Annotated in this window: 15 protein-coding genes; 7 read left to right on the top strand and 8 right to left on the bottom strand. The window is 63.0% G+C overall.

What is annotated here, in order from left to right:
* Positions 1 to 42 precede the first annotated feature (42 nt).
* The 3 genes from KBB96_RS00075 (at position 43) to gloA2 (ending at position 2,785) form a co-directional block, all read left to right on the top strand.
* Positions 43 to 543 carry a phage regulatory CII family protein gene (locus tag KBB96_RS00075; RefSeq protein WP_211631451.1) on the top strand — a complete coding sequence of 167 codons (501 nt, stop codon included), beginning with the start codon at positions 43 to 45 and terminating at the stop codon, positions 541 to 543.
* A 75-nt stretch (positions 544 to 618) separates the two neighbouring features.
* On the top strand, positions 619 to 2,253 hold the full coding sequence (locus KBB96_RS00070) for a fumarate hydratase (RefSeq protein ID WP_211631450.1): 1,635 nt from the start codon (positions 619 to 621) through the stop codon (positions 2,251 to 2,253).
* A 145-nt stretch (positions 2,254 to 2,398) separates the two neighbouring features.
* The gene (gloA2, locus tag KBB96_RS00065; protein ID WP_211631449.1) at positions 2,399 to 2,785 is read left to right on the top strand and encodes an SMU1112c/YaeR family gloxylase I-like metalloprotein; all 387 of its coding nucleotides are present in this window, start codon (positions 2,399 to 2,401) and stop codon (positions 2,783 to 2,785) included.
* Positions 2,786 to 2,790: 5 nt separating this feature from the next.
* On the opposite strand, the gene KBB96_RS00060 is transcribed toward gloA2, so the two are convergent.
* From KBB96_RS00060 to KBB96_RS00040, 5 genes are all read right to left on the bottom strand, one after another.
* Positions 2,791 to 7,374, bottom strand: coding sequence for a glycosyl hydrolase (locus KBB96_RS00060; protein WP_211631448.1), 4,584 nt, complete (start codon positions 7,372 to 7,374; stop codon positions 2,791 to 2,793).
* 211 nt (positions 7,375 to 7,585) lie between these two features.
* Complete coding sequence (hisH, locus tag KBB96_RS00055) at positions 7,586 to 8,209, bottom strand: imidazole glycerol phosphate synthase subunit HisH (RefSeq protein WP_211631447.1); 624 nt, start codon at positions 8,207 to 8,209, stop codon at positions 7,586 to 7,588.
* Positions 8,210 to 8,211: 2 nt separating this feature from the next.
* Complete coding sequence (gene hisB, locus KBB96_RS00050; RefSeq protein ID WP_211631446.1) at positions 8,212 to 8,802, bottom strand: imidazoleglycerol-phosphate dehydratase HisB; 591 nt, start codon at positions 8,800 to 8,802, stop codon at positions 8,212 to 8,214.
* Between the two features lie 26 nt (positions 8,803 to 8,828).
* On the bottom strand, positions 8,829 to 9,896 hold the full coding sequence (locus tag KBB96_RS00045) for a PTPDL family protein (RefSeq protein WP_211631445.1): 1,068 nt from the start codon (positions 9,894 to 9,896) through the stop codon (positions 8,829 to 8,831).
* A gap of 26 nt (positions 9,897 to 9,922) precedes the next feature.
* Positions 9,923 to 12,100 (bottom strand): DUF255 domain-containing protein, encoded by a 2,178-nt coding sequence (locus tag KBB96_RS00040; protein ID WP_211631444.1) that lies wholly within the window; start codon positions 12,098 to 12,100, stop codon positions 9,923 to 9,925.
* Positions 12,101 to 12,209: 109 nt separating this feature from the next.
* Here KBB96_RS00040 and KBB96_RS00035 point away from each other — a divergent pair, with 109 nt between their 5' ends.
* Both KBB96_RS00035 and KBB96_RS00030 read left to right on the top strand, forming a co-directional pair.
* Positions 12,210 to 13,001, top strand: coding sequence for a ParA family protein (locus KBB96_RS00035; RefSeq protein ID WP_211631443.1), 792 nt, complete (start codon positions 12,210 to 12,212; stop codon positions 12,999 to 13,001).
* Positions 13,002 to 13,045: 44 nt separating this feature from the next.
* Entirely contained in the window at positions 13,046 to 13,675 is a 630-nt protein-coding gene (locus tag KBB96_RS00030) for a hypothetical protein (protein WP_211631442.1), read from the top strand.
* Between the two features lie 6 nt (positions 13,676 to 13,681).
* On the opposite strand, the gene KBB96_RS00025 is transcribed toward KBB96_RS00030, so the two are convergent.
* Positions 13,682 to 17,254, bottom strand: a complete 3,573-nt coding sequence (locus KBB96_RS00025) for an ATP-binding cassette domain-containing protein (RefSeq protein ID WP_211631441.1) — start codon at positions 17,252 to 17,254, stop codon at positions 13,682 to 13,684.
* A gap of 200 nt (positions 17,255 to 17,454) precedes the next feature.
* On the opposite strand from KBB96_RS00025, the gene ftsH reads away from it, so the two are divergent.
* The gene (gene ftsH, locus KBB96_RS00020; RefSeq protein WP_318971842.1) at positions 17,455 to 19,821 is read left to right on the top strand and encodes an ATP-dependent zinc metalloprotease FtsH; all 2,367 of its coding nucleotides are present in this window, start codon (positions 17,455 to 17,457) and stop codon (positions 19,819 to 19,821) included.
* 140 nt (positions 19,822 to 19,961) lie between these two features.
* Positions 19,962 to 21,950, top strand: coding sequence for a glucosidase family protein (locus tag KBB96_RS00015; RefSeq protein WP_211631440.1), 1,989 nt, complete (start codon positions 19,962 to 19,964; stop codon positions 21,948 to 21,950).
* A 114-nt stretch (positions 21,951 to 22,064) separates the two neighbouring features.
* Here KBB96_RS00015 and dnaN read toward each other — a convergent pair whose 3' ends face one another.
* Positions 22,065 to 23,165, bottom strand: coding sequence for a DNA polymerase III subunit beta (dnaN, locus tag KBB96_RS00010; protein WP_211631439.1), 1,101 nt, complete (start codon positions 23,163 to 23,165; stop codon positions 22,065 to 22,067).
* Between the two features lie 245 nt (positions 23,166 to 23,410).
* The gene (gene dnaA, locus KBB96_RS00005; protein ID WP_226373600.1) at positions 23,411 to 24,835 is read right to left on the bottom strand and encodes a chromosomal replication initiator protein DnaA; all 1,425 of its coding nucleotides are present in this window, start codon (positions 24,833 to 24,835) and stop codon (positions 23,411 to 23,413) included.
* Between the last annotated feature and the right edge of the window lie 5 nt (positions 24,836 to 24,840).

The raw sequence follows: 24,840 nt of genomic DNA, 5'->3' as shown, positions 1-24,840 counted from the left end.
CTCCGGCTTTTCATCCCGGCGGAATCTGTTAGCGTCCCGCTCATGGAAAGCCATGAGGTGTTGAGACAAGCGTTTCAGAAAACGAGCCCGAAAGCGGTCGCTTCCGAGCTGGGGATCTCGCTTTCGCTGGTCTACAAGTGGGCGGAAAAGCAGTCCGAGGACGGCTCCGGCAGCCGCAACCCGCTCGACCGCCTGCTGAAGGTGATCGAGCTCAGCGGCGACGAGCGCATCATCCACTGGCTGTGCCAGCAGACCGGCGGCTACTTCGTGCCGAATCCGGACGGCAAGCACTTCAACAAAGGCATCCTCCCGGCCACCCAGGAAATCATCGGCCAGTTCTCCGAACTGCTCAGCCGCATTTCCACCGCCGCCGTGGACCACTCGATCACTCCGGAAGAAGCCGCTGACATCCGCGAGGGCTGGGACAAGCTGAAGAGTTACACCGAGAGCTTCGTGCGCTGCTGTGAGAAGGGGGACTTCGAGCAGATGCTGCACATTCCCGCGCCCTCGCAGGGTCCGGCACGGCTGACCGGCAAGGTGTAAGGCCCCTCTCCCGGGGCTGACGAACTTCTCTCTTCACGCCCCGGCCGTTCCCCTCTACCTCCTTGGCCAGCAACCATGGCCGAGAAAGCGTTTCATTACCAGGATCCCTTCCCGCTGGGACCGGACACCACCGAGTACGAGAAGATCAGTTCCGAACACGTCTCGGTCTCGGAGTTCGAAGGCCAGCCGGTCCTCAAGGTTGCGCCGGAAGGTCTGGCGCTGCTGGCCAATGAGGCGATGAAGGCGATCAACTTCACGCTGCGTCCGTCCCATCTCACACAGGTGGCCGCGATCCTCGATGACCCGGAGGCCACCGAGAACGACCGCATGGTGGCGCTGATGCTTCTGAAGAATGCGGAGATTGCCGCGCAAGGCATCCTCCCCGCCTGCCAGGATACCGGCACCGCCACGGTGATAGGCAAGAAGGGCCAGCAGGTGTGGACCGGCGTGGACGATGCCGAATGGCTCTCGAAGGGCATCCACAAGACCTACACCGAGGAGAACCTGCGCTACTCTCAGACCGCTCCGCTGAACATGTACGACGAGGTCAACACCAAGACCAACCTGCCCGCACAGATCGACCTGTATGCGTCCGAAGGTGATGCCTACAAGTTCATGTTCGTCTCGAAGGGCGGCGGCTCGGCCAACAAGACCTTCCTCTATCAGGAGACCAAGGCGCTGTTGAATCCGAAGCGTCTCAAGGAATTCTGCATCGAGAAGATGCGCTCGCTCGGCACCGCAGCCTGCCCTCCCTATCACCTCGCCTTTGTCATCGGCGGCACCTCGGCCGAAGCCTGCCTGAAGAATGTAAAGCTCGCTTCGACTCGTTACCTGGATGCGCTGCCGACTTCCGGCAACGAACACGGCCAGGCGTTCCGTGATCTGGAGTTGGAGAAGGAACTGCTTGCAGCAGCCCGTGAGATCGGCATCGGCGCGCAGTTCGGCGGCAAGTACTTCGCGCTCGACGTCCGGGTAATCCGCCTTCCACGCCATGGCGCCTCCTGCCCGGTCGGCATCGGTGTCTCTTGCTCCGCCGACCGCCAGGCCAAGGCGAAGATCACCAGGGACGGCATCTTCCTCGAAAAGCTCGAGAAGAGCCCCGGCCGTTTCATTCCGGAGAAATACCGCGACTGGAAGTTCAACGGCGTGCCCATCGACCTCGACAAGGGCATGCCGGAAACGCTGGCCACGCTTTCCAAGTATCCGGTGACCACTGCCGTCTCTCTCACCGGCACGATCATCGTCGCCCGCGACATCGCACATGCGAAGCTGAAGGAGTATCTCGAAGCGAATGGCGAGCTGCCGGACTACATCAAGCAGTACCCGGTTTACTACGCCGGTCCGGCGAAGACTCCGGCGGGCATGGCCTCCGGTTCGTTCGGCCCGACCACGGCCGGCCGCATGGATTCCTACGTCGATCTCTTCCAGAGCCACGGCGGCTCGATGGTGATGCTGGCGAAGGGCAACCGCTCGCAGGCTGTGACGGATGCGTGCAAGACCCACGGCGGCTTCTATCTCGGCTCCGCCGGTGGCCCTGCTGCCCTGCTCGCCCGCGATCACATCAAGTCGCAGGAGGTCGTCGCCTGGCCGGAACTCGGCATGGAAGCAGTGTGGAAAATCACCGTGGAGAATTTCCCGGCATTCATCCTCGTCGACAACAAGGGCAACGACTTCTTCAAGAAGATCAACGAATGCCCTGTCTGCGTGTGAGCATTTGATGGTAGCCGAAAGCTCTGCTTTTGGATCGTCGCGGCAAGCTCCAGCTTGCGGCGGCTCACAGACCAGAAGATCCCCACCCACCGGATGACTGGAGCCATCCGGGACAACCTGAAAGCGGAGCTTTCAGCTACAATTCATGAACATCACCGGCCAGCATCACGTCGCGATCATTTGCTCGGACTATCCACGCTCAAAGACATTCTACACGGAGCTGTTGGGCTTCGAGGTGATCGAGGAAAGCTACCGGGAAGCGCGGAACTCCTACAAACTGGACCTGCTGCTGCCGGATGGGAACCGCATCGAGCTGTTCTCGATGCCCGGCGCACCGCCACGTCCTTCATTTCCGGAAGCACAGGGGCTGAGACATCTCGCCTTCGCAACGCCGGACGTCGAGGGAGTGAAGGCGGAGTTGGAAATAAAAGGCCTGTTGGTGGAAGACATCCGGATCGATCCCCTTACCGGCAAGCGATTCACATTCTTCGCCGACCCGGACGGGCTGCCGCTGGAGCTCTATGAGGCCTGACCGGATCAAGGGCTGGTTGCCGCGTCGACCGTGATCACCAGGCGCATGAAACCCGTCTTGGAGGCATCCTCAATCGCAGTGGTGTAGTACCACGTCAGAATCTCAAAATCGCCATCGCTGACGGCAGGTCCGGCAGAGGCGACATTCGATGTGGACGCGATGCTGGAAAGGGCCTCCAAGGTGGCGGCACCACGTGGGCTCAGGGTCGCTCCCACACGCACCTTGCGAACGCGCGCCTGGAGCGTGAGATAGGTTTGGGTTCCCGGTAGTCCCAGCTGTGCGGCGAATCGGGTGGAGCTGACCACGGACGAAGTTCCGGAAACCAGGGGATCGGAGCCAGCCAGCCACTCGAGGGCATTGGTGCTCCCATCGGAATCCGGATCGGCCACGGGGCCGTTGGCGGAAGCCAATGAGTAGCCAGAAGCCCAGGCACCATAAGTGCCGGGGGCGAACTCCGCACTGAGGACGCCATTCGGAAGATTGGAGGTGTTCCACTGGAGTCCGGCGGGAAGGGTCGGCAGCGTGGTGGAAGCAAAGCTCCCCGCGAACGAACCTGCGGTGAAAAGCACATACGAATCCCCGGCCACGAAAGGGCCGCCCAGATTCGCAACCACCAGCGTGCCTGCCCGGGTGAAGCCACCGGTGATGGCCAGCTTGTCCGCGGTGGACGCCGCACGGTTGATCTCCAGGCGCGTTGTTGCCCCGGCTTGAAGGGTCAGGCCGCCGGAAAGCGTGAGCGTGCCGATACCACCGGTGCCTCCAGGAGAAAGCATGCCTCCGGATTGCGTCGTCACAGCACCGGCAATGGAACCGGCACCGGAAAGAGTGGCGGAGCTTGCTACGACAACTCCCGTATTTCCCAGCGATCCATCCACCGCAAGAGTGCCTGAGGTGATGGTCGTGGCACCCGTGTAACTGCTGGCACCGGAAAGCGTGAGCGTGCCGCTGCCGACCTTGTTCAGCGCGATGATCTTGGTGGTGCCATTGGTGATCGATCCGGCGAAGACATCGGCGGTGTTGAGATTGCCGATCTTCAGGGTGGTGGTGCCGGAAACGGACAGGCCGCCACGGACGAGCGAATTCGCCACTCCGTTCAGCGAACCCATTTCCAAAATGTAATCCCCCGCCCCCCCGGTGATGAAGCCTTGGATGGAACCCTGCGGGCTCGCCAGTGTGTAGGACGCGTTCCGGCTGGTGGCGGTGGCGGAGTTGAAGGAGGTCGAGACGGTGGCGGAGTTGTGGGTGTAGCTGCCGCTGAAGCCGCTGAAGTCCCCGGTGATGGTGCAGGAGCCGGTATTGGTGATCGCGACCGGACCGGCGAGCGTGTTGGAGAGCGTGATGTTGCGATTGATGTTGAGCGCCGTGCCCGCGGAGGTGGTGATGGCGGCGGAGCCGAGATTGCCACCATTGACCAGAGTGATGGAGCCGCCTGAAAGCGAGGTCGCACCGGTGTTGGTGTTCATGCCGGAAAGCGTGAGCATGCCCGCTCCGGTCTTCACGATGGAGACACCCGTAGTCGCGCTGCCATCGGAGAGCACGCCATTGACCGCGAAATTGCCCGCTCCTTGGAATGTCAGCGCGCGTGCCCCGGTGGCAGCGGAGGTGAACGCTCCGAAGTTCAAGGTGCCCGCATCCGATTGGAAGATGTAGTTGCCGCCGCCCGAGTTGATCGTGAGCGTGCCGGAGAGCGTGTTGTCACCGCTCACATTGCGGATCGCCGGGACGGCGCCCGCTCGTCCGGACAAGGCCAGGGTGGCGGCTGTCGAAACCGGACCGCGGATACCATCGAGCTCCAGCGTGGAGTAGCCCGCATTGTTGTTGCGGATGAGAATGGAAGTCATCGCGGACGCCGCAGTGGGATGAGCGAGCCGGACGACGCCACCATTGATCCCAGCATTGGTATCGATGGCCAAGGGGCCGGACAGCGTGCTCGATCCACCCAACACCAGCGTACCGCTGCCGAGTTTGTTCAGCCCGAGCGTTCCCGCCAATGGAGCCAGAATGGTGGCGGCGTTCTGGGAAACGGTGATGGCCGGAGTTCCGCTGGCGGCATCCAGCGTGAGCGTCTTGCCGCTGCTTGCCGCCAGCGTCCACGACTGCGCTCCGGATGTGTCGCCGAACGACAGATTGCCAATGGTGCGGGACGCATCGAGGGTGACGGTCCGGTCGGCGGCAATGTTCAGCGTGCTGAAATTCGCCGTGTAGCCGGTGCTGTTCGCCGGAAAGCTGCCGCTCCACTTGGTGACATCGCTCCAGAGGCCGTCGCTGTCGCTGCTCCAGGTGCCATCGCCATTCACGGCAGGCAACGTGATATTCAGTACGGCGCAGGCCGTAGCTCCCGCTCCATCGGTGGCGAGGACGATGAACTGCTGAGGGCCACCGTAGTCATAGGTGGGCGTACCGGACAGCGTGCCATTCGCGGCGACGACGAGCCAATCCGGCCCCTCGATCTTGCTGTAGGTGATCGTGTCCCCCGAATCGGCATCCGTGGCTGTGCCAGCCAGCGTGCCGGAGTAAGCGACATTCTGGGTGCCCGCATTCCCCGTGATGGCGGCATTGGTGAAGACCGGTGCGGTGTTCGTTTCCATCGCCGCCACCTTCGCATCACTCAGGGCGTAGGGCAGGAACTGCACGTCATCCAGGATGCCGCCGAAACAAGGATCCGCCGCGAACTGACTTTTCCCGAGGAAGTTGGTGGTGGTTCCGAGATCGACCGGATTGATGGTCATGCCGGTATTGGTCGCCACCAACACGCCATTCACGAAGAGCTTGCCGGTATTGCCACTGATCGTGACGGCGACATGGGTCCAGGTGTTCGCGGCAAGCACGCCGGTATTGAGTTGCTGCTCCGCACCGCCGTTGCTCTTGATGGCGAAGCGCATGTTTCCGCCGCCGCTGGGAGTGAGGAACATGTAGCTGTCCGTGCCATTACCGAGATCGAAGATGCGCTGCCAGGCACTGCCGCCATTCCAATACACCCACGCGCCGAAGGTGAAGTCCGTGCTGTCACCGAGACGCGGGGAGAGCAGGACATGATCGGCACCGGCGGCATTGCCACTCAGCTTCACGCCCTGGCCATTTTTCCCCGTCGCATACGCCGCCTCGCCCTTGAGCATGGCGGCGTGACCGTAGGCGGAACTGTCGCTGGCGTTGTTTTCAAAGCGATACCAAGCCGCAGGAGACGTCGGCACTTCCGGAATCATCTGCGAGTAGGACAAGGTCGAAGCATGGTCGCGATAGACCACACCTGCCGCAGTCAGCGAACCGTCATCCCACTTCACCCGCCGCACGTCCTCCACCCAGTTGTAGAGTGCGTAGCGTTCGACGAAGGGCGTGCTCTCCAGCATGTCCATCATCTTGCCCACGGTCGCGGCCTGCTGCGCGGCGGTGGGATCGGGACCGGTGGTCCAGTTCGCACCGTTGTTGAACTCCGTGAGCCAGATCGGGCGCTTGGTGCGGTTGTAAACGTCCTTGAGGAAATTGTAGAGTTGGTTCGTTGCTCCGTCCGGGTCCGAGGCGCTGGAATAACTACGGTAATAGTGGACGGCCACGTAATCGACGCGCAGATCCGCCGCATCCGCCTGATTGACGAAGGACTCCAGCCACGCCACGCCTCCATCGGTAGGAGCGGGAGAGCCGACCCGCAGGCCGGTATTGAGAAGATCCGGCCACGACCAGATGGCATCCCCCACGGCGATATTCGCCTGGCTGGTGGAGTCCGGTTCATTGTAGCCAAGCAGCGAGTTTGCGCCACGGGCTTTCCAGTCCTGTGCGAGCGAAGGCCAATAACGCTGCGCGCGGATCGGCACGTATTCGAGATCGAGCGAGGAACTCTGGTCGATGTTCCAGTTGTAGTACCAGCCGACATTGAGTCCTGGAGCGATGGCTCCGGCGATGCCCTTCTTGTTCACCCAGCGCCATGGGAAGATGCGGATGAAGCTGATGGAATCGTTCAGCGCGTCCGGCAGCACGCTGACCTCGATGTCTCCGTCCTGCGCGACATAGTTCCGGCTGACTCCGGTGCCATCCGCATTCTGGGCGACGGTGGCGGTGTAGCCGCGCTTGAGCTTGAAGGAGCTGATGTTGTTCGCGTAGGAGCCAAGACTGCTGTCCGAATACGCGGTGTAACATGCCAGCGACATTGACGAGCCGGTGAAGCGACTGCCGGTAAACACTTGCATCGGCGTGAAGGTGGAAGCCTGCGGAATGACCACCGTGCCGTCCCCGTATTGGACGATGCGGCAATTCGTATTCAGCACGGCGGCCGCACCATTGACCTTGATCTGGCTGAGGTAGGTGGAACTGACGACCGAGGGCTTGATCGCGGTCATGTAGAACCACGCGTCGGTCGAGTTCAGGTTGATCGTGCAACCGGAAAGCGGGGTGGTGGCCCCGGTGATGCGCAGCTCGGAGCGACCGGTCATCGTCACCGTGGTATTGGTGAGCGTGGCGTAGCTCTGCGAATCATTGGCCAGCGTGAGCGTCTGGGCTCCGACGGTGGGGAAAAGCAGGAGGAAGCCAAGGCACGCGAGCACCCGCAGTTTTGATACCGGAAGCTTGCCGACACGCATCCAAACGGAGCGGAACAAGCGGAAAGCGAGCGTAGGAAGAGAACAGGGGGACACGTTCATGAACCAATTCGGAAGCATGCGATCCCTCGCATGCATTTGATTCATAATCGCTCACGATTCCCAAACGCCTAGTATCGATGCGTCCAACACCTGTAAGATTGCGCCATCGAAGCTCTCACCCGGAGAGCTCCGTATGAAGATGAAAGGAGAAAAATGTCCCTCCTCCCGGTCAAGCCGTAAGCGCGAAGAAATTCTTCAACAGTTGCTGACCTGCTTCCTGGCTTTTTTCCGGATGGAACTGGGCGGCGAGGATGGTGTCCGTCTGGATCGCGGCGGCGAAGGTGTCCGCCCCATAGGTGGTCTCGGCGGCGATGATCGAGTCATCCTCCGGAGCCGGAAAGTACGAATGGACGTAGTAGAAATAGGGTTCGCGGCCAAGGCCTCCCCAAAAACCCGAGTCCGGCTTGCGGGGCACGACGGAGTTCCAGCCCATGTGAGGCACCTTGAGGCCGGGCTGGTCCTCGAAGCGTTTCACACGGCCTTTGAAGATCCCCAGGCCGGCGACGCCTTCGGAGGTTTCCTCGCTGGTTTCGAACAGAATCTGATAGCCAAGGCAGATGCCGAGATAGGGCGTGCCCGCGGCGATGCGCTCGCGCAGCGGCTCCACGAGTCCGCGCTCGTTCAAACGCGACATGCAATCGCCGAACGAACCCACGCCGGGAAGTACGAGATGGGTCGTACCATCCAGCCTGGCGGGATCGGCGACCACCTCGGGCTCAATGCCGAGGGCATTCAGGGCGTTGGCGACGCTGCGGATGTTCCCCGCACCGTAATCGATGAGAACCACCTTCATGCTCACAGGGCTTCCTTGGTGCTCGGAATGCCTTTCACGCGCGGATCACGCTCGCAAGCGGCACGCAGCGCGCGGGCAAGTCCCTTGAAAATCGCTTCGGCGATGTGGTGGCCGTCACGCCCGTAAAGCAACTCGACGTGGACGTTCGCACGCAGGTTGGACGCCAGCGCGCGGCAGAATTCCTCCACCAGCGTGAACGGCATGTTCGGCGCGGACGGGGTGTTCTCCGGCGCGCGGAATTCCAGATGCGGGCGGTTGCTCAGATCCACCACGACACGGACCAGAGTCTCGTCCATCGGCAGGTAGGCGGTGCCATAACGGCTGATGCCTTCCTTGGTGCCGAGTGCTTCCTTCATCGCCTCGCCCAGCGTGATGCCGGTGTCCTCCACCGTGTGGTGGTAGTCCACCTCGATGTCGCCATCCACCTTCAGTTCGAGGTCGAACAAGCCATGCTTCGAAAAAAGCACCAGCATGTGGTCGAAGAAGGGAATGCCGGTATCGATCGATGAGACGCCGCTGCCATCGAGGTCGATCTTGAGCTCAATGGCGGTTTCGGCGGTCTTGCGGGAGCGGCTGGCGGTGCGGGCTTGCATGATGGATCGGAGAAATCAGACGAGGGTCACTTGGTGCCCCCCGCGGCCTTGGAGGCTGCTTCCAGCTCCTTGACGTAGCGGTCCGGAAGCTTGGCGGTGCGGACGGCCGAAATAAGCGGGGCGGCGGCTTTCATGTCTCCGCCGGCATGCACGGCGACCCATGCGTCGCGCCAAGCCTTGCCGCCATCGGGCAGGGTGTCGAGCTTCAGGGCATCAAGACGCTTCAATTCCTGGTCGGCGTATTTCACGGCCTCTTCGAGGGAAGCCTTCACGTAGGCATTCGGAGTCACCCACTTCACATTGCCCTTCTTCTCCGCATCGTAGCCCGCTTTGGCCAGGGCATCGCGCTCGGCGATGGCCTGGGCGCTGGCGGAACGATCTTCGGACTGCTGGAGTTCAAGGCCCGCCTGCTGCTTCTTCATGCGCGCGTCAAAGGTGGAAGCACCGTCCGCTGCTTCCGCGCGATAGCGGCGGATCACCTCCTTCACCGTCACGATCACTTCGCGATAGGCGGCGCTGGATTGGTATTCCTTGTCCAGTTTCTCGAACTCGCGGAGAGCGGCGACGTTTTGACCGGCCTTGGCCTTGTTGCGGAAGGAAACCTCGAGCGTGCGGGCGTCCACCTCGAACTTGTTGGCTTCACGCTCCTCGCTGGTGATGATGCGGCCTCCGAGCTTCACACCGCCCTGGCTGACTTGTTCGCGCTCCTTCTCGAGCGACGCGGCCATTTCGCGGGCCTGTTTGACCAACGTGAGGCTTTCGGGGTTTTCCTTGATGAAGTCACGCACCTTCCGAATGCGGGAATCGTAGTCCTCCGTGGTGAGCAGATCGGGAGCCGGCAGCACGTCCTTGATTCCAACGAAAGCCTTCTCGTCATTGCTGACGCGGTCGATCCCCTCCACATCCGCCTTCTTGACGATCCGCTCCTCGCGGATGGACTTGGTCACCTGGACCTCGAGGGTGTAGCTGGAGGCATCCTCCCTGAGCACCTTGGCCTCGATCTTGGAGCCGTCCTTGAGGCGGAAGGTATCGGCGGCAGCCGTGCCCAAAAGGCCGACGGACAGCAGCATGGAGATGGAACGAATGGGTTTCATGAGTTTTGAGAGCGGGAAGAAAGCATTCAGCGGGCGGGACCGCCAGCCAAGATCACGGCTCCGAGCATATCGGGCGTGGAGGCGGCTTTGGAGGTGCCGTCCGGGAACAGGATTTTAACCTGCCCGGCGGGAACTTCATCCGAAACGGCAGCCATCCGGCGAAGGGCCATGCGCAGCGGCAGTCGGCAGACGGCCTCCTTCAATGCCGGAGCGGCATCCGGCGCCACCAGCACCACCGGGGCATACTGGCGCATCAGAAAGGCCTGCAACAGGTCCGCGTGAACGATGGGCGAGTCCACCGCGTCCTTCGGAAGCGGCACGACCGCCGTCGCATAGGCCTCCGGCAGTTTCCGGCCAAGCCGGCTCAACCGGGCCTCAGCCCCGGCCAGCAATCCGGCGCTGGAATCGTCATAGATCATGGTGCGGTCGGCCACGGGGACGTCGACCAGGGCGGCCGCAGGGACCACTTCACGCAGATTCGCCCCTTCGAGGAATTTCCCCGCGGTTGTGGCGGTCTTCTCCGACCAATCGACAGGAGCCGGGTCCAAAGTGATCTCCGCGACATCCAGCCCGGCTTGGATGGCCACCCCGTAGAGGAAAGCCCGGCCTTCGCCCACGATGTCATCCTTGCCCGGGAACAGGCGCAATTCGGAATCGCGGCCAAAGGTTCCACAGGCCCGGTCGAATGTCTCGACCGCCTTTTTCTTCCAAACGGGATCACCGGTGAGGGAAAAGGCTGCCGCATAGGCCGAAACCATCCGGAACGTGGCGACCGCATGAGGGCGGGAATCTCCGTCCGCAGCTCCTCCCCGGTCCTGGCGCAATTTGAGGATCTTGCGGCGCCCGGACTCGAATTGCTCGCGCGCAACCTCGGGAGTCAACCCGAGCTTCGCAGCAACCGTCTCCGGAGCCACCTTCACCGCCAGACTGTTACGACGGAATTGATCGCGGTTCGGATCGCTTTCGGCCGGGATGTTTCCCAGATTCTTGAGGCCGCTGACGGCGGTCCAGACTTTCAGTTCCTCCGGGGACAGAGCCTTTTCCAATTGGTCCAGGCTCCACAGCCAGTTCTCCCGTGGTTGGAGATCCTGCCGTCCGAGCGCGAAAAGACCCTCGGAGGCAGCATAGTTCTTTTCCGCGAAATTGAGCCCGGCGATCAGTTGATGAACGAGCTGCGGCTGCTTGGCCGTCCTCGCGGCACAGGCCAGGGCGACAAGCGCCCGGGCGTGATTCGGGCAATCCCGCGTGAAGGACGGCAGATCCCATCCGCCGCCCCAGCGGGCGCTGTAAATGCAGCCGTCCAGAGGATCCAGCATCGCGCTTGAGGACAGGTCCTCGGACAGCCCTTCCGAAGCCTCGCGGCACCGGCCTGCGATGTCCGCCGGAATACCCTTTACCAACAGGGCCGAGGAAAACACTTCGAGACCGGCGGCAGGGAAAAGGCCGCCCGCGTTGTCGAAGGAGTGGGACCCGGCATCGTAGAAGGAAGAAAGCTGGCGGATCGCCCGGAGCCCGTCCTGCGCGGCATCAGCCGCCGGCACAAGGGTGGCCGCCTTCGCCAGACGCTCGGCACGGGCGGCATTGTCGCTTTTGCTGTTGCCAAGAATATAGGCGTGGCTTTCCGCGCTTTCGCGCCACATCCGGGCCACCACGCTGCTGGATTGCTCGCACAGCTCGCGCAGGCCCCCCTTGCGTGCTTTCGCCGGGATCCAGGCCACCGGATTGCCATCCGGGGTCATCCACACGAACAGCGGCATGGAGAAGGGCTGCTTGATCTCGGAACACAACGAGGCCGCGAGCAATCCCGTCTCCCGGCAGGCATCGCTGTCCACCAGAACGGGGACGAAATTGGAATTGAGATCACTCACCAGCGAGGACTCGGCATGGATCGCCTTCAGGACACTCAGGGATTCCGCCTGTTGGGGAAGGGCGAACACGGCGAAGACGAGGCGGTCCGCGCGACGTGCCCGCTCCAGTGTCTCACGGCTCCAAGGCTGCCAGTGAACCGGCGAGGACGCCTGATCCGCCAGGAAAGTCGAAGGGCTGCTGGCCAGACCATTGGCCAGCAATTCGGGGGCGATATCCACCGGGACGGCGGCGGGGAGCGCTGCGGACGCGGACTTGCGGCAGGCAGGCAGGCCCGACAACAGAACGATACCGGACGCGGCGGCGACAAGCCGGGGGAGCACGGGGAAATAGCGCATGGGGAAGGAGGAAGCCGCCCTGGCGCTGCCGGGCATAACTGTATCTTGAAGAAAAGGCTTCCGCTGTTACAAGCCGAAGCTACGCTGCCTGCGGATTTCCCATAGCGGCGTGACCAGTCTCGTAGTTTCCAGTCAAAAAGGTGGGGTGGGCAAAACCACGCTGTCGATCAATCTGGCCCATGCATTTGCAAGGGCTGGCGTGCGAACCTTGCTTGTCGATGCCGATCCCCAGGGGTCCGTCGGACTCTCTTTGACAAGACAGTCACGCTTGCTGGCTGGCTTTTACGATTTCCTCGCGGACCCCGGCATTCCGTTGGACCGGCTGGTGGTTCCGACCCGCCTTGAAACGTTCTCACTGGTGGCCAGCGGCCAGGCCAGCGACTACGAATCCGGCGGCGGCGTGGCCGGCTCCTATCTGGCACGGGTGCGTGCATTCCTGCGCGCGGCGGCCGCACGCGGTTTCGACCTGTGCATTCTCGATACCGCGGCAGGGCTGTTCGGTGTGACCGGTGATGTGATCGCCTCCAGCGATGCGGTCCTGATCCCCCAGCAGGCGGAACCACTGGGCATCCGCTCGGTGCCAAAACTTCTCGAAGGCCTCAACCGGCTGCGGGTGATGAACCCGCGCCTGTCCGTGCTGGGCGTGGTGCTGACCATGGTCCAACAGGAACTGGCCGAAAGCCTCGAAGCCGCCCACGCGCTGCGCCAGTTGCTGCCACAGGATCTGGTGCTGCAAACCGCGGTGCCGCGCGACGCCCTGTTTGTCCGCGCCAGCGCACGCGGACTACCGGTCGGCGTTCTGGAAGATGGCGGCGGTGCCCAGGCGGTCTTTGATGCCATGCGCGCCGAGATCGAAGCGAAGTTTGATATCCAGGGGAATCGTTCCCCCGCTTTCGGCTGATGGACCCGGTACATCCATGGCTTGATCCCATCGAGGTTCGCAGAATGGCGGACCGGTTGCTGCAACCGGTTCCACAACCCGCGGTACAGGTGACGGAAGCGGGCTTCGGCGACCAATTCGTCGGCTACGCGCCGGTCAACCCGGTCGAACTCCAAGCGGCTCCGCCCGCTGCATTCGTGCAGACTCCGGCCACAATCGTCCCGGCCCAGCAGCAGATGGCCCGCGTGCAAGAACCGCCCGCCGCTCCGGAAGAAACTCCGCCACCGGTTGAAGCGCCGCAACCTCCTCCCCTGCCCCAACCCGCCCCGGCACGCGGGGAGGTCCGCGGGCCGTTCCTCGACCGTGTGGGCCGTTTCCGCGATTGGCTCCACCGCCACTTTGCCGCCACCGGCATCTTCCTGTTGGACCGCGAGGGCGCGGTGATTTTCGACGAGAGCGGCCATGGCAAGCTGCACTTCCTCGCACGGAGTCTGGCGGTCGCCTCGCGCCGTCCCGGCGGTGCCGCGGAAAACGTTCACGTCAAGGTAGGTGCGGCGGCCACGCTGGAGGTGATTCCCGTGGACACTCCCTATGGTTGTCTGGTGCTCGGCGCGGTGGTGCCTTCCCCTCTGGAGCCCGGTGCCGTGGCCGCGGTGATGGAAGCGCTCAAATCGGTGGCCTCGCCGCAAGGTTGATCCACTTCAGCGCGTGCGGCGGTTCTGTGCCGCAAGGATCAGCGAAGCGGTGGTGCCGCAGCCGAGCACGATGAGCAACTGGAGGAGCGCGGAGAACTCCAGCGTGTCCACCAGCGTGCCGAATACGGGTTTCTTCAATGCGAGGAAGACATTGCGGTCGGACTTGTTGCGGTAGTCGTTGCGGAAGGTTTCCGCCTCGCGGACGAGCAGGTCGATGCGCTCGTTGACGAAGAATTCGGAAGCCGGTCGTACGCCGGCATCGTCATCCGGCCACACCTTCATGTTCTGCACTTCCAGCCGCGTGCCGGATCTCGCGAGCCGGGTGATGCGGGCCAGCAGATCCGCGGCCTCCTCGGGATTGCGGGCACCAGCCGCCAGCAATCTCCGCAGGCCTTCCTTCATGAGATCGAAACGGTCGGCCACATCGTTGGGGAGCGATTGGTCGAAGTCCTTCATGATCTCCACCCGCCGCTGGAGACGATAACGCTCGAACTCGAAGGGATTGCGGGTGGCCTGGTCAACCACGAGGGCCTCGTACGAGTGTCGTAGTGGCATGAACATCGCAGGCACCGGCGCTCCGCCACGCTCGCGGGTGGAGTACTTCTCGGCGGAGGCATCTCCGCCGGATTTGCCCGCCGTCTGTTCGGTCCCGGCCGGAGGCGGGGCAGTCCAAAAGAGACCGCGGTTCATTTCGCGGTAAGGCACCAGCGCACCGGCGAGAAGCATCTGCGGCACAAGCAGCAGCGGCACCGAAGTCAGCGCCGCGCGCTCCGTCTTCACCAGCGCGGAAACGACCAGAGCCAGACCGGTGCCCGTCCAGGCCGTAAGCGTCAGCCAGAACCAATGATCGAGCAACATGCCGCGGATGCCGAGGATCGGATTCGCGATCACGAGATAGGCCAGGCATTGTGCGGCGGCGACGAGACCCAGCGCACAAAGCTTGGCCGCGATGTAGAGTCCTGCTCCCGGCTGGCAGTTGCGCTCGCGGCGCAACAGCGGACGGTCACGCAAAATCTCCGTGGCCGAGTTGGTGAGGCCGAGGAACATCGCGACGGTGGCACTCAGGAAAAGATATGCCGGGATGTGCAAGGCGGTATCGAACTCATACGAGCCTTTCGGAGATGAGCGCAGCGTGATGCCGATCAACATCGCGAGCAGCGGCGCCTCGAGGAACGTGCTGTAGAGCGTTCCCCGGTTGCGGAACTTCGAAAGCAGCGATCTCTGGAAATGCGTGGCGAAGAGCGCGACGAGGGATTGAAACCGGCGCGCGGGCTTCGGTGGCACCGGCAGGAGTTCCGGAGACGGCGTATCCCCGAGACGCGGCGGACTGCTCTCTCCAGGCGCGAGCGACTTCACCAGCGAAAGACTTTCGAAACGCTCCTGCCAGAACGACGGAGGGAACCGGCGGGCTGCCACCGGATTGAGGCCTCCACCAATCGCGCTGAGCGGCGTTTCCAGCACATCGAAAACAAAATCCGCACCAAGCGGAGTGCGCGCGATCACGGATGGATGCGAGATCGCCAGCTCGTCACAGGCCTCGCGGAAATACGTGACCATCGCCTGTGGCGTGCCGAAGAAGGCGATACGCCCGCCGCTGTCCAGCAGCAGGACCTTGTCGAACAAGCGCAGCACGGTAGCCCCGGGACGATGGAGCGAGGCAATGACGATCTTGTCGCGGGCGAGCGAGCGCAACGTTTCCGCGACATGCTCGGAGTCCTTGGATGACAAGCCGGAGATGGGTTCGTCAAAAAGGAAGATTTCCGCCCGGCTGCCGAGATCGAGTCCGAGATTGAGACGACTGCGTTCGCCACCGGAAAGTGTTTTCTCCCCCGGCGATCCCACACGGCGGCGGGCGATCGGCTGGAGGCCGAGTTCGGCGAGCACACTGTCCACGCGGCGCTCATGCTCCGCCAGCGACAATGCTGGACGCCGCACGGTGGTGGCGTGACGCAGGTGCTCGCGCACGGTGAGCTGCGGATTGAGCGCCTCTTCCTGCGGCATGTGTGCCACGAAGGGAACGAGCCGCTCGCGGTGCTCGTACAGGTCGATGCCGTTCATGCGGATGTGTCCGCGCGTCGGCTCGAGCTGGCCGGAGAGAACGGACAAGAGCGTACTCTTGCCACTGCCGCTGGGGCCGATGATGCACAGCATCTCACCGCGGCGGATATCGAAGCTGATGTTATCCAGCGCTCGAGAGCCAGGCCCGAAGTCGTGGATCACATCCTCTGCGACCAGCGATTCAATCTGTGTGCGCTCTTCGTCAAGGAAGCCTTCGCTAAAGCGGCAGCGCACCGCCTGGCTGCCGGAGAGACGGATCAACGAACCATCATTGAGCGGAGCATTGCCTCGCACCGGAATGCCATCGACGAAGACGGGGCCTTCCGATTCGCGGAGTTCCAGCATGCCTTCCGCGCGCTGCTCATCGAAACGGATGAACATGACCACGCGTGGCGCGAGCTTGGGCCCCAACAACAGATCTCCGCGGGAAAGCGCGGTGGGATCGTTCGAGACGAGATATTCCTGGCGATCACTGGCGAGACGGAAACGGCGGCCGGCATGGATGGCGCGGCGGCGCAGGTCATCGATCGAGACACTGAAGCCCTTGTCATCGCTCAACCGCTCGTGGTTGTGGCAATGGATGACATCTCCCTTCGTGAGCGCGCCGCGGCTGCCCGCATGAAGCGTGGTATCCCGGAAGGCCTCGACCTCCGCATTGAGACCGAAACGGACGCGCACCAGGCTCTGGCGGCTGCGGGTGCGTTCCGCGGTGAATCCCTCGTCATGCGCCTCGATGAAAATCGACGGCGGGTTCTCGGTGCGCCCCACATCGAGGAAAAACACCAGATCCTCATGCGTGAGGGTCCATCCCGGGATGACCAGCGGCTGGCGCTCCCGCATCCGCAGGAAAGCCCCCGGCTCCAGAGACCGCCCGCGGATCCACAAGGGAGCAGGACCCATGTTTCGCACCAGCAGCAGATCGCCGGTCCGGTACACACGGAAGGAATGATCCCGGGCGGCGGGTGGCAACACCACGTCCGCCCCTTCCCCACCGAACACCAACCGGTCGAACGGCGGCTGGTCCGCGAATTCCGTACCACGCATTTCCCGCAGGATCGCCAGACCATAGTCCGGGCGGCCGAGGCGGCGCATGAACCGCTCGAAACTGGCCCGGCTGCGCTCGGAACGGCCCGCCGCATCCACCAGCGTAAACAACTGGAGTCCAACGGCCAGCTTGCCGGTGTCATTGAGGAAATTCTTCATTTCCCCCGCGATCGTGTGCAGGGGGGTGGGATTCCGGACCGCCCGCTGGAGACGGCGCGCCAACCAGCCATGGTCCACATCCGGGAAGGCGCTGCGGAGCAAATCCAGCACCAGATCGGCCTCCATGGTGCTCAATTCGTCATCCAGGGTCGCGAAGGCCGCAAAGGCGTCCACCAACACCCCGACGTGGGCTCCCGTGCCCGGCCGCAGCGACCGCAGCCGCCCGATTCCGGGAATCACCCGCAGCCAACGGGTCCACCGCATCCAGCCGGTGGCGGCGCTGCGGGGTTCCCGTCCGGGCGGTTGATTCGGTTCCACGCGGCGGATGCTTGCCGGATGTTGGGATGAGGGCAAGTCTGCCGCTTTCCGAGGCGCGGATCCCCCTCTCCCGCAGGGGAGGAAAAAAGCGATTCCCTTTTGCAACCGTAGATTTACGCTGTCGCGCCTTTTGCAACCGGCTCGGTTCGTGCTACTATCCAGCGAACCCGGCCGCGAGAGGCTGCGTCCCCACGCCCACCATGTCCGATCCCCAGAACTCTAGAACACCCCAGGGTCCCAACCGCCCGGGTGAACCGACCGGCTTCAACTGGCGCCTGCTCATCTTCCTGACAGTGGCCCTGTTGATTCTTGGCGTCGCATTTTTGAATCCCAATATCGGCGGCAACTCGAAAAGCATCACCTATCCCGAGTTCCGCGAGGCATGGGACCAAGGCCGCGTGATCCTCAACGACCAGAAGAAATACCCCTTCAAGGTCGCCATGAAGGACTCGTCCTACGATGCCACCATCTCCGGCTGGGTGCAGCCCCAGCCGAAAAAGCCGGAAAATCCCCAGACCGAGGACTACGCCTTCCAGGTGCCGGTCAATCTCCTGCTGGAGACCGATGAACTGAAGCTCCTGATGCGCGATCACGTGCCGATCCGCCAGGTGACCGCCACCCCTGCTCCCGCGGAAGCCGCTCCGAACGGAGTCCGCCTGCTCTCGATGGCGGAGTTCCGCAAGGCCTGGGCGTTGGGTGAAGTGGTGACCAACAATGCACCGACTCCGCTCACCCTCGTTTCCGCGCCGGGTTCGTTCGACGCCACTCTCAAGGGCTTCCGCAAGGAAATCAAAAACTGGGAAACGCCGAAGGGCTCCGACGGCAAGGTGCTGGAACCGCACCAGTTCGAGGTGAACGCCTCCGTGGCGCTGCTGGGCGACGACCTCGCCAAGCTGATCCGCTCCAACGGCACCTACGACAACAGCACCGATTTCCTCAAGACCGCCATCGTCACCTTCCTGCCGGTGCTGCTGGTCGTCCTGCTGCTCGTGTTCCTGTTCCGCCAGCAGATGAAGGCGGCCGGACGCGGCGCGATGTCCTTCGGCAAGAGCAAGGCCCGCCTGCTCACCATGGATCGCAACAAGGTCACATTCAAGGACGTGGCCGGCATTCAGGAAGCCAAGGAAGAACTCTGGGAGATCGTCGATTTCCTGCGTGATCCCCGGAAGTTCCAGAAGCTCGGCGGCTCGATTCCGAAGGGCGTGCTCATGGTCGGCCCTCCGGGCACCGGCAAGACCCTGCTCGCCCGCGCCATTGCTGGTGAGGCGGACGTGCCGTTCTTCTCGATCTCCGGTTCCGACTTCGTCGAAATGTTCGTCGGCGTGGGTGCCTCGCGCGTCCGCGACATGTTCGAGCAAGGCAAGAAGCATGCGCCCTGCCTGATCTTCATCGATGAAATCGACGCCGTCGGTCGTCACCGCGGCCATGGCCTCGGCGGTGGTCACGACGAGCGCGAGCAGACGCTCAACCAGCTCCTCGTGGAGATGGACGGCTTCGACACCCAGGAAGGCGTGATCATCATCGCCGCGACCAACCGTCCGGACGTGCTCGACCCCGCGCTGCTGCGCCCGGGCCGCTTCGACCGCCAGGTCACCGTTTCCCTTCCCGACTTCAAGGGCCGTGAGGAGATCCTCAAGGTCCACGTGAAGAAGATCAAACTCGCGGCGAACACCGATCTCGGCGTGATCGCCCGCGGCACGCCCGGTTTCTCCGGCGCTGAACTCGCCAATCTCATCAACGAGGCCGCGCTGCTGGCCGCCCGCAAAGGCATGACCGCGGTGACGCTCGCCGAACTGGAGGAAGCCCGCGACAAGGTCCGCTGGGGTCGCGAGCGCCGCTCGCTCGCCCTCTCCGACAAGGAGAAGGAGAACACCGCTTATCACGAAGCCGGCCACGCGATTCTCAACGAGATTCTCGAGCACACCGATCCGCTCCACAAGGTGACGATCATCCCGCGCGGACCTTCGCTCGGCTCGACCATGTTCCTGCCAACGGAGGACAAGTTCACCTACCGCAAGGCCGAACTGCTCGACCAGCTCGTGGTCGCCATGGGCGGTCGTGTGGCCGAGGAAATCGTCTTCGGCAACGTGACCAACGGCGCCGTCGGCGACATCCGCATGGCCACCCACATCGCCCGCAAGATGGTCTGCGAGTGGGGCATGAGCGAAAAGCTCGGCATGGTCGAATACGGCGAATCCGATGGCGAGGTCTTCCTGGCACGCGATCTTGGACGCCGCGCCAACTACAGCAGCGCCACCGCCAAGCTCATCGACGAGGAAGTCAAGGGCCTCATCGACCACGCCTACGGTGACGCGAAGCGACTTCTTATCGAACGCCGCGAGACCCTCGAAGTCATCGCCCAGGCCCTGCTCGAATACGAGACCCTCGATGCCGAACACATCAAGGATCTCATCGAGACCGGCTCCATGAAGAACCCGCCGAACTCTCCGAAGCCACCATCCATTCCGGACGAGTATCGCAAAAAGGAGACGCCGAAGCGCGCCGACGACGGCTCGACCGATGATGGCGGCCCGCTGCCGGGCGCGGTGGTCGGAGCTCCGGCTTGATTCAACCTCACGAGAAGAGCGGCCGGGAGATCCCCGGCCGCTTTTTTTTCGTACACGCATGGGGATCCGCGGACCCTACCCGAATTGGCGGCTTCCCATCTTTTGCGATTACTCTCATCGTGATCGTATCCACAAGCATCATGCTCCGGCCTCAATCGTTACTACTCGTCATTCTCTTCCTCACCCCGGCTGTCTGGGGCGCCCCGCAATGGACGGTTTCCAAGGACGGCGGCATCACCTGGCAGATCAAACCGGAGCACCTCCCGCACGGTGATCATCTGGAGCAGAGCGGCAAGTCGGTCGATGCCATCACCAACTGGGACCTCGATGCCCAGGGCCACCTCAAGCTCACCCGCAGTGTCCGCTGGCCGATGCTTCGCACGCTGCCGGACAACACCCACGCCGCGCTTCAAATCGGTCTCGGCAGCGATACCGAACCCACCGCGAAGATTGACGGACAGGACGCGCCTGCAGCGGTGATGGACCGGGTTTCCATCGATGGCATCCTGACCTTTCATGGCAAGCAGGGCCCGCTGGAATTCCAGCGCACGCTTTTCGCCTCCAACGAGCAACCGGCGATGATCGAAACCTACGAGTGGACCAACCGCTCGGACAAGCCGGTGACCCTGACCCAACCCAAATGGCTCCAGCAGTCCGCGACCGATGCATCGAAGGGCAAATGGGGCGTCTATCAGGTACGGCGCGAATGGATCGGAGCAGGCACCATGGTGCTGGCACCCGGCGAGACCTCGCGCGGTGGCCTGTGCATCAGCGCGGTGAAAGATGGCGAGCCGTTTCCATGGCCGGATGTATTCGCAGAGCGCACGGCGAGGGAGAACTTCCGCCAGCAGTTGGCTGGCACCTTGGTCTTGAAAACTCCGGATCCGATCTTCGATGAAATGTTCCGGCAGGCCAAATACCGCACCACGGAAAGCATCTATGCCACCCGCGGTGGCCTCATGCATGGCCCGGGTGGTCGCAACAAGTTCCTGGCCGCGATCTGGTGCAACGACCAGTGCGAATACGCCAACCCGTTCTTCGCATTCGTGGACAACGCCTCCGCACGGGAAAGCGCCCGGAACTCGTTTGCCTGGTATGCCAAATTCATCAATCCCCAGTACAAGCCGATCCCTTCTTCGATCATCTCGGAAGGACGGGATATCTGGGCGGGAGCGGGTGACCGTGGGGACGCGGCCATGACCGCCTACGGAGCCTCGCGCTGGGCGCTGGCGGGCGGGGACCCCGAACTCGCCAATGAAGTCTGGCCGTTGATCGAATGGTGCCTCGAATACACCCACCGCCAGTTGAACGACCAAGGCGTGCCGAAGTCCGACAAGGATGAGCTGGAAGGCCGCTTCCCCGCCGGAACGGCGAACCTCTGCACGGCCGCACTTTATCACGATGCGCTGCTGTCCTCAGCCGCTCTCGCCCGCGATCTCGGCAAACCGGCCGAAACCACGGCGACCTACATCAAGCAAGCCGCGGAGTTGAAGGAAGCGATCAACCGTTACTTCGGCGCCGAGGTCGAAGGCTACGACACCTATCGTTACTATGACGGCAATGACATCCTGCGCTCATGGATCTGCGTGCCACTGGTATGCGGCATCCTCGAGCGGAAGGATGGCACGCTGAAAGCCCTGTTTTCCGACCGCCTCTGGACGAAGGACGGATTGCTCACCCAGGCGGGCACCAAGACCTACTGGGACCGCTCGACCCTGTACGGCCTCCGCGGTGCATTCATCGCCGGAGACACAACCCGCGGTCTGGACTACCTCACCCGCTTCACCCGCCAGCGCCTGCTTGGAGACCACGTCCCCTATTCGATCGAAGCATGGCCGGAAGCCGGACAAAGCCACCTTGCCGCGGAGTCCGCCCTGTATTGCCGCATCTTCACGGAGGGAGTGCTGGGCGTCCGTCCCACCGGCCTCGCCAGGTGCTCGATCACTCCGCAGCTCCCGGCGGAATGGCCGCAGGCAAGCCTGGAGAAGATCCGCTCTTTCGGGCGGGTATGGAATCTCGCGGTGCGTCACAATGGACCGGAGGTGGAGGTCGTGGTCACCGATGCAGCGGGCAGGAAGATCTACCAAGGCCGCAAGCCGCAGGGGCAGGCGCATGAGATCGCGTTCTAACAGGACGCGGGAAGTCCGCTGGGCAAGCTCTACGCAAGGCCCTGAAAAAATCACCACGAAAAAGCCCGGGACGCTCGCGCGCACCGGGCTTTCCAAAAACGGTTCACCCGCGGATCAACCTCCGGTCACGCGCATCGGCATGAGCACATAAAGGAAGCTGCCGTCGATGCGGATCACACCCGGGCTCATCTCATCGATGAGATCGAGATAGACGGTCTCGGCATCGAGGTTCTGGAGCGGAGCCTTGAGAAAGTCCGGGTTGAACGCGATCTGCATCGCCTTGCCGGTGTAAGCCACATCCATCGACTCACGGGCTTCACCGACGTCCGGCGAGTTTGCGGTCACTTCGATCTGGTTCTCGCCGAAGACGAGCTTCACCGAGTTCGACTTGTCGGAAGAGAGCAGCGAAACGCGGCGCACGGTTTCGAGCATCGCCTCGCGGTTGAGCGGCACGCGCTCGGTGGAGTCACCCGGGATCACCTGGCGGTAGTTCGGGTAGTTGCCCTCGATCAACTTGCTGACCAGCAGGCTCTCTCCGACGGTGAAGGAAATCTGGCTGTCGCTGAGGCGGACGAGCACGTCACCGGCCTCACCGAGCAGACGCTGGAGTTCCTGCACGGCCTTGGTCGGGATGATGACGTCGGTTTCGTGGGAAGCGGGGAACTCAAGATCGTTCTCGATCATCGCAAGGCGGCGGCCGTCGGTCGCGACGAGCGTCAGCTTGCCCTCACGGAAGGAGGTGAAGATGCCGTTGAGCACATAGCGGGTCTCGTCCGTGGAGATCGCATAGGAGGTCTTGCGGAGGCCGTCGCGCAGCACGATCTGCGGGATGCGGAATTCCTTGGCACCGCCGAAGTCCGGCAGCGGCGGGAACTCGTCCTGGCTGAGGCCGATGATCTTGAAGAAGGACGGACCACTCTGGATCGAGGCCACGTTCTTCGCATCCACGGACACCTCGACCTCGCTGGCGGGCAGTTCGCGGACGATGTTCACAAGGCGCTTGGCCGGCAGGGTGGTGGCCCCTTCACGCTCGATCTGGGCTTCCACCGAGCCGGTGATGCCGACATCGAGGTCCGTGGTGGTGAACTGGAGGCGGCCGTTGCTGGCGACCAGCAGGACGTTCGAGAGGATCGGCAGCGTGGTGCGGGTGCTGACGACGTGCTGGACCTTCTGCAGGCCGTCGAGGAACGCTTCCTTGGAGATACGGAACTTCATGATCGGGAGAAACCGGGCGTGTTGGGGGACACGTTTCCGATTTCGCCAACCGTTTGCAAGACTTCTGTGAACGATTCGGGGCTGTTGGAGACCGCCGCCGGACTCCCGGCGGAATTCACAAAATTTTTGGCGGTTGCCGCTCCGGGATTCCAGCCGTTGGAGCCCGAAAACAGGCTCCAAACCGCTTCAAATCCCGGAAATTTTTTGTTTTCCGCCGGAATATCCGGCGATCCGTGGCAAATGCCCTAACGGCGCAGGCCGGACTCGATCCGGGCGATGGTTTCGCGCATGCCGGGCTCCTTGCCGATGCGGTCGGAGATCTTCTTGCAGGCGTGGATCACCGTGCCGTGGTCACGGCCGCCGAAGGCTTCGCCGATCTCCATCAGGGAGCCCTTGGTCAGGTTCCGGCTCAGATACATGGCCACCTGCCGTGGGAAGGCGATACTGGCGGGGCGGCGGCGGCTGGTCATGTCCGCGAGGCGGACGTCGAAATGCTCGGCCACGGCCTTCTGGATGGAGTCGATGCTGATCTGGCGACTGGCTTCCTCGCGGAGCAGGTCGCGCAGCAGGTGCTCCACCTTGTCCACGCTGACGCTCTCCCCGGCGAGGGAAGCGAAGGTGGCCACGCGCATCAACGCGCCTTCCAGACGGCGGACGTTGGTGCCAATGCGCTCGGCCAGGAAACGGAGGATCGAGCCATCGACCTTCACCTTCCACTCGTCCGACTTCTTGCGGAGGATCGCCATCCGGGTCTCCATCTGCGGCGGCTGGAGCTCGACGGCGAGGCCGCACTCGAAGCGGGAAACGAGGCGCGGCTCGAGGTTCTTGATCTCGCAGGCCGGGCGGTCGGAGGTGAGCACCACCTGCTGGCGGCCATCGAGCAGCGTGTTGAAGGTGTGGAAAAATTCCTCCTGCGAGCGCTCCTTGCCGGCGAGGAACTGGACATCATCGATGAGCATCACGTCCGCGCTGCGGTAGCGGCGGCGGAATTTCTCGATGTCTCCGCGGCGGACGGCATCGATGAACTCGTTGGTGAACTTCTCGCAGGTGAGGTAGACGACGCGCGAGGACGGATAGCGACGCAGCCATTCCTGGCCGATCGACTGCATCAGGTGCGTCTTGCCGAGACCCGGACCGCCGTGAATGAAGAGCGGATTGTAGCCGACTCCGGTGCGCTTCGCGACGGCCTCGCAGGCGGCGTGCGCGAACTGGCTGTTGTTGCCGACGACGAAACGCTCGAAGGTATAGTTCGGATTGAGGCCCGCGGCCTTGATGCGCTTCTCGAACGCGCCGGGTTCGTCCGGGCGCACGTAGGTGGCGGCGGGTTCGTCGGCGGGAGTTTCCTTTTCGACGGGAGCGACTTCCTCGGTGCCGATCGTCACGCGGACCTCATGCACGCCTTCGATGCGAGCGCAGACTGCGGAGGTCAGTTCGGGAAGGTAATTCGTTTCGATCCAAACCTGATGGATCTCACCGGGAACACCGATGGTAACCACGCCGTCCTCGCAGGACGTCATGCGCGCGGCACGGAACCAGCGCTGGAAGGCATCGCGGCTGACCATGGACTGCAAGTCACCGCAAATGAGATCCCACGCGCCACCGTCGTGGACCTCCGTGTTCGTGTCGGTTGCGCTTTCATGCATCGTTTCCACTGCCTCCTGTGCCATCATGGTCT

This window comes from Luteolibacter ambystomatis (assembly GCF_018137965.1).
In the GTDB taxonomy this organism is placed as follows: domain Bacteria; phylum Verrucomicrobiota; class Verrucomicrobiia; order Verrucomicrobiales; family Akkermansiaceae; genus Luteolibacter; species Luteolibacter ambystomatis.
Note: the sequence above shows the minus strand (reverse complement) of the source record. Positions and strands in the feature narration are given on the sequence as shown.

Excerpts from the sequence above, each read along its gene's own strand:
- KBB96_RS00075 (WP_211631451.1), top strand. The coding sequence starts at position 43 with ATGGAAAGCCATGAGGTGTTGAGACAAGCGTTTCAGAAAACGAGCCCG.
- KBB96_RS00070 (WP_211631450.1), top strand. The coding sequence starts at position 619 with ATGGCCGAGAAAGCGTTTCATTACCAGGATCCCTTCCCGCTGGGACCG.
- gloA2 (WP_211631449.1), top strand. The coding sequence starts at position 2,399 with ATGAACATCACCGGCCAGCATCACGTCGCGATCATTTGCTCGGACTAT.
- hisH (WP_211631447.1), bottom strand. The coding sequence starts at position 8,209 with ATGAAGGTGGTTCTCATCGATTACGGTGCGGGGAACATCCGCAGCGTC.
- hisB (WP_211631446.1), bottom strand. The coding sequence starts at position 8,802 with ATGCAAGCCCGCACCGCCAGCCGCTCCCGCAAGACCGCCGAAACCGCC.
- KBB96_RS00045 (WP_211631445.1), bottom strand. The coding sequence starts at position 9,896 with ATGAAACCCATTCGTTCCATCTCCATGCTGCTGTCCGTCGGCCTTTTG.
- KBB96_RS00040 (WP_211631444.1), bottom strand. The coding sequence starts at position 12,100 with ATGCGCTATTTCCCCGTGCTCCCCCGGCTTGTCGCCGCCGCGTCCGGT.
- KBB96_RS00030 (WP_211631442.1), top strand. The coding sequence starts at position 13,046 with ATGGCGGACCGGTTGCTGCAACCGGTTCCACAACCCGCGGTACAGGTG.
- ftsH (WP_318971842.1), top strand. The coding sequence starts at position 17,455 with ATGTCCGATCCCCAGAACTCTAGAACACCCCAGGGTCCCAACCGCCCG.
- KBB96_RS00015 (WP_211631440.1), top strand. The coding sequence starts at position 19,962 with ATGCTCCGGCCTCAATCGTTACTACTCGTCATTCTCTTCCTCACCCCG.
- dnaN (WP_211631439.1), bottom strand. The coding sequence starts at position 23,165 with ATGAAGTTCCGTATCTCCAAGGAAGCGTTCCTCGACGGCCTGCAGAAG.
- dnaA (WP_226373600.1), bottom strand. The coding sequence starts at position 24,835 with ATGATGGCACAGGAGGCAGTGGAAACGATGCATGAAAGCGCAACCGAC.